Origin of the sequence: uncultured Cetobacterium sp., assembly GCF_947039425.1 — a bacterium.
GTDB lineage: Bacteria > Fusobacteriota > Fusobacteriia > Fusobacteriales > Fusobacteriaceae > Cetobacterium_A.
In genome coordinates, this window is record NZ_CAMQYW010000024.1 from 1 (window position 1) to 13,952 (window position 13,952).

Consider the following 13,952-nt stretch of genomic DNA (forward strand, 5'->3'; position numbering starts at 1 on the left):
GAAGCTTATGGAGTAACTGGAATTTTAGGATTAAACTATCATCCAAATGAAAAATTTAACCTTGGGATGAGATATGAAACAGAAACGAAATTAGATTTTAATAATAAAGAAACAAACTTAAAAAATGGATTTAAAAATTCAACAAAAGATTCTCTAAATCCAGTGTTAGGAGATATTTTATATGGAGCAGTAACTTCAGATCCATCTGTAAAACAATGGACAGAAGAAGGGAATGGAGAAAGAAACCTACCAGCAATGGCAGCAATGGGAGCTTCATATAAGGCAACAGATAGATTAACTCTTCTTGCTTCAGGAAACTACTACTTTATAAAAGGAACTGGAGATACTGTAGGAAACTATAAGAACTATGATAATGGTTATGATTTAGCTGTTGGATTAGATTATATATTAAATGAGAAGTTTACATTTATGACAGGTTACCAGTATACAAATACAGGAGCTAATGAGAAGACTTATACAGATACAGATTATCCATTAGATGCAAATATGTACTCTGTAGGATTAAAGTATAACTATAGTGAGCAACTTCAATTTATTGGAGCATACTCATATGTAGATTACAAACCAGGAACAAATAAAGAAACACAAATAACATATAAAAAGCGTGTAGAGGCTTTTGGAGTATCTGCAACATATAAATTCTAATAAAATAAAAATGCTGAGACTAAATCTCAGCATTTTTTTAATATTTTTCTTTAATTTCTCTTTCAATTGATCTTTGTTGATCTTTTTTAGCAAGAGATTCTCTTTTATCATAATTCTTTTTACCACGAGCAAGAGCTATTTCCACTTTAACATATCCCTTTGAAAGATGTATATTTAAAGGAACAATAGTATATCCTTTTTGCATAACTTTTTCATGTAGTTTTTGTATCTCTTTTTTATGAAGAAGAAGTTTTCTAACTCTTCTTTCATCAGGGTTATAAATACTACCAAAGTTCCAAGGAACAACAGACATTCCCATTATAAATATTTCATTATTAATAATTCTAATAAATGCTTCCTTAATACTTGTTTTAGTGGCTTTTATTGATTTAACCTCACTTCCGATAAGTTCAATACCAGCTTCAAATCTGTCTTCAATAAAATAATCAAAAAACGCTTTTTTATTATTCGCTAAGATCATCTATATCTCCCTTCATTTCTTCTATTATTAGTATATTCGTTTTGGAATTCTGTTGGAACAACTTCAATTTCTAACATTTGTAAATCAGCTCTAGCAACTAGAATATCCATTTTATCTCCTAGGTGGAACTCTCTACCAGTATCAACATCTTTCATAACATAATCATTTTCATCAAATTCATAATAATGTTGAGCAGTAGTTACATCCCAGAAACATTCAACGTGTTCTTCAGTTTCAAAGAAAATCTTTTTATTATTAAATCCAACAATAGTAGATTTAAATTCATCTCCAATTTTATCAAGCATATATTCAACAACTTTAATTTTTATACTTTCATCTTCAATTTTCATAGCTTTTCTTTCAGTTTGAGAAATATGAACAGTAACTTCAGGTAAGTAGTTAATAAGCATTCCATACTGTTTTTTACTTGGATATCCATGATTTGCAATATTAAGTATTCTATGAACTAAAAGATCTGCATATCTTCTAATTGGTGAAGTAAAGTGCGTGTAGTAACTAGATGAAAGTCCAAAGTGACCGACATTTTCAACACTATATCTAGCTTGTTTTAATGACATTAAAATCATTTTGTGAACTATCATATTAATCCCTTTTTCTTCAGAATCTCTAATGATAGATTGGAATTTTTTAGGATGTAAATCTTCAAAAGAGTGTAAAGAATATCCAAATTTTGATAGAGTTTCACTTAAAGTTTTAACTCTTTCAGGATCAGGAGTTTCATGAATTCTATAAACTGATGGCATTTCTAACCAGAAAAGTTTTTCTGCAACAGCTTCATTGGCCATAATCATAAAATCTTCAATAATTCTTTCTGATTCTCCTCTTTCAATATTTTTTAAATATTTAACTTTTTTATCTTCACCTAAAATTGCCTTAACTTCAGGTAGATCAAAATCAATACTTCCTCTGTTAAATTTAATAGCTCTTATTATCTTAGAAAGTTCAAGCATAGTGAAAATCATAGGAACAATATCACTATATTTTTCAGTCATCTCTTGATCTTCTTTTATAATTTTATTAACGTTTGTATAAGTCATTCTATGAGCTGTTTTAATAACAGATTTATATGTTTGAGTATCTAAAACTCTTCCTTGATTATCAATTAATAATTCAGAAGTGAATGTTAATTTATCTTCATTTGGATTTAAAGAACAAATTCCATTTGAAATTTCTCTAGGGAACATAGGTAATACTCTATCAACTAAGTAAACAGAGTTACCTCTTTTTTCAGCTTCTTTATCAAGAAGAGAACCAGTTGGAATATAATGAGAAACATCAGCTATAGAAACAAAAAGTTTATAGAATCCATTTTCTAATTTCTCAACATAAACAGCATCATCGAGATCTTTAGCATCATCGCCATCAATTGTTATAATAGGAAGATCTCTTAAATCTCTTCTTTTTTTAATCTCTTCTTGAGATATATTAACTGAGATTTTACGAGCTTCTGCAATAACATCATCAGGGAAATCTTCTGACATACCTTCTCTAATAATTAAAGCTTTAACCATATTATCAGTATCATAAGGATTACCTATTCTTTCAATAATTTTACCTTCAGGTTTCTTTTCGTCAGTCCCCCAAGAGATCATTTCAACAACAACAAGCTCCTCGTTTCTAGCTCCACCAAAAAAGTTTCTAGGAATATAGATATCTCTACCAAAAGATTGAGTTGGTCTTACAAAACCAAAGTTTTCTTTCTTTTCAAAAACACCAATAATAGTATTTTTTTCTCTACTTACAATATGAACAACTTCTCCCTCTTTTTTCCCTTTTCCTTCAGGTTCTTCTACTTTAATTAAAACAATATCACCATCAAGAGCTGTTCCAAATTTACTTCTAGGAATAAAATATCCTTCAGTATCACTATCAACAAAGGCAAATTTACCTTTAATATTAGAGAACTTTCCTTTAATAAATCCTAAGTTTTCTGGAATATTATATTTATTTCTTTTATTTTTCATTAATTCACCAGAATCAATCCATTGCTCTAAAAGTTCTCTGTTATCTTTTCTATATTTAGGAGACCATCCCATTAATTTAGTTAGTTCCTCTTGAGTAAGAGATTTGCTTCCTTTAAAAACTTTTTTTAATTGTTCTAGTTGTTTATCTAATTTTTTCATTTAACCTCCTTGGTTATTCAACACTTTTGTAATTAGCCAGTTACGAAGTTTAATTGTGTTATGATGAATAATAGAATTATTAGAAATTAGATACTCTATTTTTTTATTTACTTCAAATAAAATAGCTTGATCAATATTTTCTTTGGCTAATTTTCTAATTTCATCAACATGCATATATGAACGTTGAGGTTCAATTGCATCTGCAATATATATAATTTTTTCAATTAATTCCATATTTTCTCTACCAGTTGTATGGTATTTTATAGAATTTAAAATATCAGTATCTGTAATACCTAAATGTTTATTGACAAAGTGAGCTCCAGCAAAACTATGAAGTATTTGTCCAGCTTGTAAATAATCATTTGTTTCTTCCAAGCAACATTCTTTACAAATATCAATAAGGTCTTTTTTAGGAAATTCCTTTGCATAATCATGTAAAAGAGCAGCAATAGTTACCTCTTTAATATTAGCATTATAAAGTTTAGCTAATTCTTGTGCAGTTTCCATAACTCGAATAGAATGATTGTATCTTTTTTCAGATAAAACTTCTTTTAATTTTTTTTTAAAGTAATTTATATCCATTTCCATCCTCCAATTTTTAAAAAGGAGTTTCTATAAAATAGAAACTCCCACATAGATAGGTTATATATCACTGTTTTTTCTATAATAGTTACTAATATTAATGAAGTTAACTTTTTTAGTAGGATCTCCATCAATTAGTAATATAACTTTATCTGCTCCACCTGGAGATAGTAAACTATTAACAAATGAATAAATAATTAATAATTCTTCTTGAGGATTATTTGCAGATAATAGTATTTTTGAATCTAAATCTAAATAAAGATTTTTATTTTTACTATAGATTTCAAATTTATAGATTCCCTCTTTTATAGTATTATCAGATTTTAATTTTTTTATAAGTTGATTTATAATATTTGTTAAAATTCCTTCTTTAGTTATTAAATTATTAGGAATAATAATTTCTTCTGTATTTAATTTATTTTCTTTTAAATTTGGAAAATAAATAGTTGTCGTTAATTGTTTTTCTTTTAAATTTTCAACTTTAGGTGCTGTAATAGGTGTAACTTCAGTACTAATCACATTTAACTTGTGAGAGTAAAATCCTGTTCCAACAGTAACTATAATAAGAAAAGCAAGAAAAATCTTAACTTTTTTACACATACTTCCTCCTTAATAAAAGAAATTTCTAACTTTTTTAGCAATTTCATCAGCCATAACATTTTGATTAGCTGTTCTTGACATTTTTAAAACTTCATTTTTATTACTGATAAAACCAAGTTCCACTAATATACCTGGGCCATTAAAACCTCTCAAAACTGCAAAGTTAGCCCCATAAATTCCCCTATCTTTCATATTTAATCTACGAGATAAAGATGTATTTAAAGGTTCAGCAATAGCAATAGATTTTTCCATATTTTTGTTATAAGCCAGTTCACCCATAATTTGTGCAATACTAGTGGTCTTTTCCCCATATTTTTCCCCAAAACTATTTTCATAAGCAGCTATTCTACCTGCATATGGTGAAGATTTTTTTGAAAAATAAAATATTTCCATACCGTGAGCTTTAGAGCTTTTAGACGAATTAATATGTAAGCTAACAAATAAATCAGCTTTTCCTCTATTTGCAATTCTACTTCTATTGGATAAGGTAACAAAATGGTCACTTTCTCTTGTCATAATAATATTAAAATCTTTTGAAAGCTTTGCTTTTAATTTTTTTGCAACAGCCAAAGTTAAATCTTTTTCTCGATATTTTCTAAAGCCAATTGCTCCAGGATCCTTACCACCATGACCTGCATCAATAGTAACAGTAAACTCTTTTTTCTTAGAGCCATTATTTCTAAAATCAATGACAATTCTATGGGGATTATTTAAAGAGAAAACTTTATGAGATACATTTTTATTTAGCTTTATAAAAAGACCTAAATTTTTACCATAGTCAAGAACATCAATTTTGTTAATATTTTTTCCAATAAATTTAGACATATTAATTTTAGAATTTAAGTTTGTTTTTTCAATTTCAATAAAAAGAAGTCTATTATACTCATCATAGCTACTTGTAAATTTAGGTTTTGTTTTACTTGATATATCTAATACAAGTTGCGGAACAGTTGTATTTAGTCTTATATTTTTAACAAGGGAGTTTGCAAAAATAGACAGGGATAATAAACAAAATATAATAAAAAAAAATAATTTTTTCATGATTTCACTCCGTAACTTAGTTATAAATAAAACAGGATGGAAAAGATTATCTATTCCATCCTCGTAGATATTTTTATTTTAAAACTCTTGAAATAGAATTTTTTAGTATAGAAATGTGAACTCCTTTATCTATTCTTACAGATAGAAATTCAGAACCTATACTTGTTATTGTACCTTTTATTCCACTAGTAGTGATTATTTCAGCACCTTCTTTTAGTGAAGTTAACATTTCTTGGTGCTTTTTTTGTTTTTTCTTGTTTGGTAAAATTAGTAGGAAATAGAATACAGCTGCCCAAATAGCAAATGTAAGAACCATCCCACCATATTTAGCAAATAATTCGTTCATTTAATAGCCCCCTTATATTTTTTCTAAATCAAGTATACCACAAGGTAATACTCTTTTCAATAAATTTTAAGCGAAGAAATCTTTTAGTTTGTTGAAAAAGTTTTTATGTTTTTGATGATTTTTATCTTTTAGACTTTCATCGAATTTTTTTAATAATTCCTTTTGTTCATCATTTAGATTTACAGGGACTTCAATTTTAATTTTAACAATTTGGTCACCAGTGTATGGACTTCTAGGGTTTTTAATTCCTTCACCTTTTAATCTGAATAGTTTATCATTTTGAGTTCCAGCAGGGACTTTAATAGTTTTCTTACCATTTAATGTAGGAATTTCTATCTCGCCACCAATAGCTGCTTCAGTAAAGGTAATAGGAACCTCACAGATAATATCTTCTCCTCTTCTCTCAAAGAATGGATGGTTTTTAACTTTGATATAAACGTAAAGATCTCCGTTAGGACCACCTTCAGGACTTGCATTACCCATACCAGATAGTCTAAGTTTTTGACCATCATCAATACCAGCAGGGATTTTAACATTTTTTTCTACAGTTTCTTTATCTATTCCAGATCCGCCACATTTTTTACATTTATGTTCAGGAACCTCACCCTTACCATGACAAGCATCACACTCTTGAGCAGTTTGGAAAGTTCCGAAAACAGTTCTTTGTGTTACTTGAATAGTACCGCTTCCATTACATTTTTTACAAGTATGCATTTTAGAGCCTTTCTCAGCTCCAGTTCCATTACATGAATTACATTTCCCTTGTCTTTTATATTTTAAAGTTTTTTCTACACCTTTAGCAGCTTCTTCTAGTGTAAGTTCAAGATTATATCTTAAATCTTCACCTGGTTCAGGACCTCTTCTTTCAGAACCGCCGAAACCACCAAAGCCACCACCTCCGCCACCAAAGAATGATCCGAAGATGTCACCAAGGTCTTCAAAACCTCCGCCACCGCCGAAACCACCACCGTAGCCTCCAGCACCAGCACCGCCACCACCATTTTCAAAGGCTGCATGACCGAATCTATCATATTGTGCTTTTTTATTTTCATCAGATAAAATCTGATAAGCTTCATTAACCTCTTTAAATTTATCTTCAGCTTCAATTCTTTCTTTTTCAGAAGCACCACTAAATTTATCTGGGTGATATTTCATAGCTGCTTTTCTATATGCTTTTTTTATTTCTGAATCAGAAGCTCCCTTAGAAACTCCCAAGACTTCATAAAAGTCTCTTTTTGCCATTTCGAATAATCCTCCATTTCTTAAAATAAGGGATAGAAAACTATCTATCCCTTAAGTAAAGTATATATTAATAACTAATATTAGTCAACTATCTCAGCATCAGCAACATCATCATTTTGAGCTTCTGAGTTTGGAGCTCCACCTTGTTGTTGAGCAGCTTGAGCATCTTTATAAATTTCTTCAGCTAATTTATGAGCAGCTGTAGATAATTTTTCAATAGCAGCTTCCATAGCTTCTTTATCTTCTCCGTCTTTTACTTGTTTAAGTTCTTCGATAGCAGTTTCTATTGCAGTTTTCTCTTCTTCAGTTACTTTATCTGCATGTTCTTTAACAGATTTTTCAGTAGAAGCGATTAACATATCAGCTTTATTTCTAGTTTCAATTAACTCTTTGAATTTTTTATCTTCAGCTTCATTAGCTTCTGCATCTTTTTTCATTTTTTCAATATCGTCAGCAGATAGGTTAGTAGAACCAGAAATAGTTACATTACTTTCTTTTCCTGTTCCTAAATCTTTAGCAGATACATGAACAATTCCGTTAGCATCTATATTAAATGTAACTTCGATTTGAGGAATTCCTCTAGGTGCAGCTGGAATACCATCTAAGTTGAATTCACCTAATTTATGGTTATCAGAAGCTTTTGCTCTTTCTCCTTGAAGTACATTAATTGTAACAGCTGGTTGATTATCTACAGCAGTTGAGAATACTTGTGATTTTTTAACTGGTATAGTTGTATTTCTTTCGATAATCTTAGTACAAACTCCACCTAAAGTTTCAATACCAAGTGATAATGGAGTTACATCAAGTAATAATACATCTTTAACGTCTCCCATTAATACTCCACCTTGAATAGCAGCACCTTCAGCAACAACCTCATCTGGATTTATTCCTCTATTTGGTTTTTTACCGAAGTAAGATTCAACCCACTCTTGAACTGCAGGAATTCTAGTAGATCCTCCAACTAATAAGATCTCATCAATATCTGATGGATTCATTCCAGCAGCTTTCAAAGCATCTTTTGTAGGGATTTGTGTAGCTTCTACTAAATCTTTAGTTAAATCATTAAATTTAGCTCTAGTTAATTTTATATCTAAATGCTTAGGTCCAGTTGCATCCATAGTTATGAATGGTAAAGAGATATGAGCTTCCATTAATGAAGATAACTCTTTTTTAGCTTTTTCAGCAGCATCTTTAAGTCTTTGGAAAGCCATTTTATCATTAGCTAAGTCAATTCCATTTTCTTTTTTGAACTCTTCTACTAAGTATTTAATAACAACATCATCAAAGTTGTCTCCACCTAAGTGATTGTTTCCTGATGTAGATATAACTTCAATTACACCATCAGCAATTTCAAGGATAGAAACGTCAAATGTTCCTCCACCAAGGTCAAATACTAATACTTTCTCTTCTTTCCCACCTTTTTCAAGTCCATAAGCAAGAGCAGCAGCAGTTGGCTCATTTATAATTCTTTTAACGTCTAATCCAGCAATTACACCAGCATCTTTTGTAGCTTGTCTTTGAGCATCGTTAAAGTATGCAGGAACAGTAATAACAGCTTCAGTAACTGTTTCACCTAAATAAGCTTCAGCATCTGATTTTAATTTTTTTAAGATCATTGCAGAAATCTCTTGTGGAGTATAAACTTTTCCATTAATAGTTTCTTTGAAATCAGAACCCATATGAGTTTTGATTGATGAAATTGTAGTAGTAGGATTTGTTATTGCTTGTCTTTTAGCAATCTCTCCAACTATAATTTCTCCGTTATCTTTAATGTTAACAACAGATGGAGTTGTTCTAGCACCCTCAGCATTTGTTATAACAGTTGTAGATCCACCTTCCATGATAGCAACACATGAGTTTGTAGTTCCTAAGTCAATTCCTATAATTTTTCCCATTTTAAATCCTCCTATAAACTTCAAATTTTATTATTTAAATTTCAATTTTATGTATTTTAATTTATTTTTTACAAACCTTAACCATTGAGGGTCTGATAACTCTCCCCTTCATTTTATAACCTTTTTGGAATTCAGCAATAACTTCATCATTAGAGTGATCAGCTGATTCTTCTACAGCAACTGCCATATGTAAATGTGGATCAAAAGAAGCTTTTTCAGTTTCAATTGCTTCAACACCTTCACTAGTAATGATACCTTTCATTTGAGAAAGAGTTAATTCAACTCCTTTTACTAAAGAATCAAAATCCTTTGATTCAGAAGAAGCGGCAATAGCTCTCTCTAAATTATCTATACTATCTAAAACTTTAACAATAACTTTTTCAGAAGCAAATGCTTTTAAGTCATCAAATTCTTTTTCTTTTCTTTTAGTAAAGTTTTGGAATTCAGCTTGTTTTCTTAGATATGAATTTTTCCAATCTTCAACTTCAGCTTTTAACTTTCCAATTTCTTCATCATTTGTAATTTCTTCAGATACTATTTCAGGTTCATTAATAGTTTCTGTTGTTTCTTTAATTATTTCTTCATTAATCTTTTTCTCTGACATTAATATCTCCTTCATTTCCAATTTGTTTTATAACTTTGTTAACTTCTTCAGTTATGTGCTGTATAACACCCATAGTTTTAGAATAAGCCATTCTTTTAGGTCCCATGACACCAATAACACCTGGAGAATTATCCATATTATATACAGAATAAACAAAATTATAATCTTCTAATCCCTTTACTGCAAGTTCCTCTCCAAAAATAATATTAACTTCTCCTTCCTTAAAAGGTTTAGACTTAATAGCATCTTCAAAAAGTTCTTTTATTTTTTCTCTTTTAGAGAATATATCTAAAACATCAGAAATTTCGTTAACTTGTTTGTCTTTGAATATTTCAGATGAATTTTCTAAAAACAGCTTACCTTCTACTTCAGCATAAACGAAATCAATTAAATGATCAATTTCATGAGGTTCAGGTAATTTTTTAACTATTTCTCGATTTATTTTGTTAGATAATTTAATTAAATCATCTTCTGAACACATTTCATCAAAGAATATTTTTTTAGTTCTAACACTTTTATTCTCCATAACGATAACAGCCATAGCCATATAATCATCAATATGTACAAGTTGAACTTTTTTTATTTTTTCTCTTCTATGTGTTGGTTCAATAACAACACCCATACAATTAGTAAGTTTTGAAAGAAGAGTGGATGTTCTTTTTAAAACAGAATCTAATTCTCTCATTTTTCTGTCATATACAGAATTAATACGAGCTTGTTCTTCAAGTGTTAATTTTTCTACTTTTAATAATTCATCTAAATAAAATTTATATCCCTTATCTGTAGGGATTCTACCAGAAGAACTGTGAGTTTTTGAAATAAAACCTTTATCTTCAAGGTCAGACATTACATTTCTGATTGTAGCTGAAGATAGGTCAATATTATACTTTTTAACTAAAGTCCTAGAACCAATTGTCTCTCCAGAAAGAAGATAGAAATCAATAATAGCACTAAAAACTAAACGTTCTCTATCGCTAACAATCATATTAAATCGACCTCTTTTATTTTTAGGTTGTTAGCACTCGGCTTGAGAGAGTGCTAATCATGGAAATAATATAATACAAAAAAAAAGATTTGTCAAATAGTTTTTTTAAAATATAAAAATTATTTTGAAAAAGCAATATACATAGAGTATAATTTGTGTGAAAAAAAGAAATATTTAAGGGGTGAATATCATGGGAACTATTAGTGGTAAGAGTATATTTCCAGGAATAGTAATAGGGCAGCCTTATATTGAACGAAAAAAAAAGGTGGATATTGAAAATTATAAGATTGCATCAGATAAAGTAACAGAAGAAATAAAAAGATTTTTAGATGCTGTTCAGAAAGCAAAAGCTGATATAAAAAAGATAAAAAGTGATCTTCATGGAAAAATTAATAAAGAAGATTTACAAATATTAACAGTTCATATAATGATGTTAGATGACCCACAATTTATAAATGATATAAAAAAAGGAATAAAAAAAGAGGAAAATAATGCGGAAGGTGTTGTGAGAAAGGTATCGAATAGGTATATCGAGATGTTTGAAAAAATAGCAGACCCAATATATAAACAAAGAGCACTTGATATAAAGGATATTAGTGAAAGAATAATTTTAAATTTAACTAGTGAAAATACAGTAAATGAAAATTTACATGGGAAAATATTAGTTATAAGTGAATTATTACCTTCTGAATTATTAAAAATTTATTACAGTGGAGTAGAATTAGCAGGAATAATAATGGAGTATATTGGAGAAACATCACATACTGCAATACTGGCTAAAGCTTTAGAAATACCTACACTGATGGGAGGTCATGACCTGTTTTCAATGGAGTGGGGAGATCAAATAATTTTAGATACCACTTCTTTAGAGGGAAAAGTGATAAGTAATCCTGATGAAAAGACACTAAATAAATATATAGAAGAAAAAGGAAAGTATAGAAATAAAATAAAAGAAATAGAGGAAACAATAGATAAAGAGACGGTAACCTTAGACGGAAAAAGAGTCTATCTTCATGTAAATGTAGGAGGGCGTCTTGATATAACTCAAGTAAATAAGAAAAAACCAGATGGGATTGGACTTTTAAGAACAGAGCTTATATATATGGATGCTAAGGAGTTCCCAGATGAAGAGAAGCAAAGAAAAATATACGATAATATAGCTAAAGAGTTTGGACCAGATAAACCAATAATAATAAGAACATTGGATATAGGTGCAGATAAAAAGTTATCTTATTATAAAATGGCTGATGAGGAAAATCCATCGTTAGGTTGTAGAGGTATGAGACTAACTTTATCTGATAAAAAATTATTTAAAAATCAAGTAAAAGGAATTTTAAGAGCTGCAAAAGATCATGATATTAAAATGATGTATCCTATGATTACAAATTTAAATGAGATAAAAGAAGCTGAAGAATTTTTAAAAATATGCAAAAAAGAATTAAGAGATGATGGATTAGAATATAAAGAAGATATTGAAATAGGAATGATGGTTGAAGTTCCATCAGCGGTAATGTTAGCAGATGTATTTATAGAACACGTAGATTTTTTCTCAATAGGAACAAATGATTTAACTCAATATATACTAGCAACAGATAGATTTAGTCCCATTGCAGAAAAATTATATGATTGTTATGACCCAGCAATAATTAGAGCAATAAATATAGTGGCAGATGCTGCTAATAAAAAAGGTAAAAAAGTTTCTGTTTGTGGAGAAATGGCAGGAGAAGAACAAGCTGTTGTGGCAATGCTTAGTATGGGAATTGAAAACTTAAGTATGGCTCCAGCTTTTATTCCAAAAGTTAGAAATTTAATAAGAAAAATAAAAATATCAGAATTAAAAAAGATACATGAGCAAATATTAAAAGCTGAAAATGCAAGTTGTATAAAAGAGATACTCAATGAGTACTTAATAAAAATAGAAAAGAGGAGAAAAAATTTATGAAAAAGACAGAAGTGACGATAAAGAATAAAGCTGGACTCCATGCAAGGCCATCATCTTTATTTGTACAAGTAGCCAGCAAGTATGATGCAGACATAAATATAATTTATGAAGATGAAGTTATAAATGGGAAAAGTATAATGGGATTAATGCTTCTAGCTGCAGAGCAAGGTAGAACTTTAATTTTAGAATGTGATGGAGAAGATGAAGAGCAAATGATTGAAGAATTAGTTGATCTTGTGGAAGTTAAAAAATTTAATGAGGAGTAAACCTGTGGAAATTTTAAGAGCAGATAAAATGGGATTTTGCTTTGGAGTTAAAAAAGCAGTTGAAACTTGTTATGAAATTTCTGAAAGCAGAGAGTATAGAAAATATATATTAGGTATGGTTGTACATAATAAAGATGTAGTAAAAAGAATGAAAGAAATTGGATTTTTAACAATACATGAAGAGGAGTTATTAGAGGGAAAAGATAACCTGAAAAAAGGTGATATTGTAATAATAAGAGCACACGGAACTACAAAAGAGATATATGAAATACTAAGAAAAAAAGGTGTTATTATTGAAGATGCCACTTGTATATTTGTAACTAAAATAAGAGAGATTCTTTTGGAGAGGGAAGAGGAGAAAGATGAAATAATTTTTATTGGAGATAAAGATCATCCGGAAGTAAAAGGAATTATATCTTTTGGTAAAAATATACATATATTTAAAACAATTGAAGAGTTAAAAAAAGCTGATTTTAATAAAGAAAAAAAATATTCTGTATTAACTCAAACTACTTTAAATAAAGAAAAGTTTTTAGAGATAAAAGAATATTTACAAAAACACTATTCAAATGCTAAGATATTTGATAGGATATGTGGAGCAACTAGTGAAAGACAAGAAGCAACTAAGAGTTTATCTAAAATAGTAGATATAGTTATTGTTATTGGAGATATAAAAAGCTCGAATAGCAAAAAACTGCTTGAAGTGGCGTTAAAAAATAATCAAAATAGTTATTTAATCCAAAATGATAAGGAACTAAATTTATCCATATTTAAACCCGATATGAAGGTTGGGATAACAGCGGGAGCATCGACTCCAGAAGAAGTAATAAAAAAAATAGAAAATAAAATAAGGGGGAAGTTTAATGTCTAACTTTGATCACTACGAAGATTTTGAAGCACTACTAAATGAATATATGCCTGTAAAAGAGGAAGAAGAAATAAAAACTAAAGTAAGTGGAACAATAGGAAGTATGGATAGAAACTATTCATATTTAGAAGTAGCAGGACAACCCGCAAGTGTGAGAGTGAAAACAGATGAGTTAACTGGGTATAAAGTTGGAGATACTGTTGAAGTTTTAGTAGTTGCAAAAATGGAAGAAGACGATGCACTTGTTTTAATTGGATCAAAAAGAAGAGTTGACCAAGAAATCGGAAACG

General features: G+C 29.3%; 14 protein-coding genes and 1 pseudogene. 5 read left to right on the forward strand and 10 right to left on the reverse strand.

What is annotated here, in order from left to right; genetic code table 11:
- The coding region (locus tag Q0V09_RS02960; RefSeq protein WP_297487099.1) for an OmpP1/FadL family transporter at positions 1–666 on the forward strand (666 nt) is incomplete at its 5' end.
- Between the two features lie 37 nt (positions 667–703).
- Here the strand turns inward: Q0V09_RS02960 and smpB are convergent.
- The 10 genes from smpB to hrcA all read right to left on the reverse strand — a co-directional run bounded on the left by smpB (position 704) and on the right by hrcA (position 10,586).
- A complete protein-coding gene (smpB, locus tag Q0V09_RS02965; RefSeq protein WP_297405154.1) occupies positions 704–1,147 on the reverse strand; it encodes an SsrA-binding protein SmpB in 444 nt (147 codons plus the stop codon).
- Positions 1,144–3,291: a ribonuclease R gene (gene rnr, locus Q0V09_RS02970; RefSeq protein ID WP_297405152.1), complete on the reverse strand. Its 2,148-nt coding sequence runs from the start codon at positions 3,289–3,291 to the stop codon at positions 1,144–1,146. Before rnr ends, smpB begins: the two co-directional genes overlap by 4 nt.
- Positions 3,292–3,873, reverse strand: a complete 582-nt coding sequence (gene yqeK, locus Q0V09_RS02975) for a bis(5'-nucleosyl)-tetraphosphatase (symmetrical) YqeK (protein WP_297405150.1) — start codon at positions 3,871–3,873, stop codon at positions 3,292–3,294. It abuts the gene before it with no gap.
- 60 nt (positions 3,874–3,933) lie between these two features.
- Positions 3,934–4,473, reverse strand: coding sequence for a GerMN domain-containing protein (locus tag Q0V09_RS02980; RefSeq protein ID WP_297405148.1), 540 nt, complete (start codon positions 4,471–4,473; stop codon positions 3,934–3,936).
- Between the two features lie 9 nt (positions 4,474–4,482).
- Positions 4,483–5,514, reverse strand: coding sequence for an N-acetylmuramoyl-L-alanine amidase (locus Q0V09_RS02985; protein ID WP_297405146.1), 1,032 nt, complete (start codon positions 5,512–5,514; stop codon positions 4,483–4,485).
- Between the two features lie 73 nt (positions 5,515–5,587).
- Entirely contained in the window at positions 5,588–5,860 is a 273-nt protein-coding gene (gene yajC, locus Q0V09_RS02990) for a preprotein translocase subunit YajC (RefSeq protein ID WP_297405144.1), read from the reverse strand.
- A 66-nt stretch (positions 5,861–5,926) separates the two neighbouring features.
- A complete protein-coding gene (gene dnaJ, locus Q0V09_RS02995) occupies positions 5,927–7,102 on the reverse strand; it encodes a molecular chaperone DnaJ (protein ID WP_297405142.1) in 1,176 nt (391 codons plus the stop codon).
- Between the two features lie 80 nt (positions 7,103–7,182).
- Positions 7,183–8,997, reverse strand: coding sequence for a molecular chaperone DnaK (gene dnaK, locus Q0V09_RS03000; protein ID WP_297405140.1), 1,815 nt, complete (start codon positions 8,995–8,997; stop codon positions 7,183–7,185).
- 61 nt (positions 8,998–9,058) lie between these two features.
- The gene (grpE, locus tag Q0V09_RS03005) at positions 9,059–9,601 is read right to left on the reverse strand and encodes a nucleotide exchange factor GrpE (RefSeq protein ID WP_297405138.1); all 543 of its coding nucleotides are present in this window, start codon (positions 9,599–9,601) and stop codon (positions 9,059–9,061) included.
- Positions 9,582–10,586 (reverse strand): heat-inducible transcriptional repressor HrcA, encoded by a 1,005-nt coding sequence (gene hrcA, locus Q0V09_RS03010; protein ID WP_297405137.1) that lies wholly within the window; start codon positions 10,584–10,586, stop codon positions 9,582–9,584. The genes grpE and hrcA overlap by 20 nt, the downstream gene beginning before the upstream one ends.
- Before the next feature lie 190 nt (positions 10,587–10,776).
- Here hrcA and ptsP point away from each other — a divergent pair, with 190 nt between their 5' ends.
- The 4 genes and pseudogenes from ptsP to Q0V09_RS03030 form a co-directional block, all read left to right on the forward strand.
- A complete protein-coding gene (gene ptsP / locus Q0V09_RS03015; RefSeq protein WP_297405135.1) occupies positions 10,777–12,528 on the forward strand; it encodes a phosphoenolpyruvate--protein phosphotransferase in 1,752 nt (583 codons plus the stop codon).
- Positions 12,525–12,794 (forward strand): HPr family phosphocarrier protein, encoded by a 270-nt coding sequence (locus tag Q0V09_RS03020; protein ID WP_297405133.1) that lies wholly within the window; start codon positions 12,525–12,527, stop codon positions 12,792–12,794. The genes ptsP and Q0V09_RS03020 overlap by 4 nt, the downstream gene beginning before the upstream one ends.
- A gap of 4 nt (positions 12,795–12,798) precedes the next feature.
- Positions 12,799–13,665, forward strand: coding sequence for a 4-hydroxy-3-methylbut-2-enyl diphosphate reductase (ispH, locus tag Q0V09_RS03025; protein WP_297405130.1), 867 nt, complete (start codon positions 12,799–12,801; stop codon positions 13,663–13,665).
- Positions 13,658–13,952 (forward strand): annotated as a pseudogene (locus Q0V09_RS03030) (30S ribosomal protein S1); the annotation flags it as partial. The gene ispH and the pseudogene Q0V09_RS03030, both read left to right, overlap by 8 nt.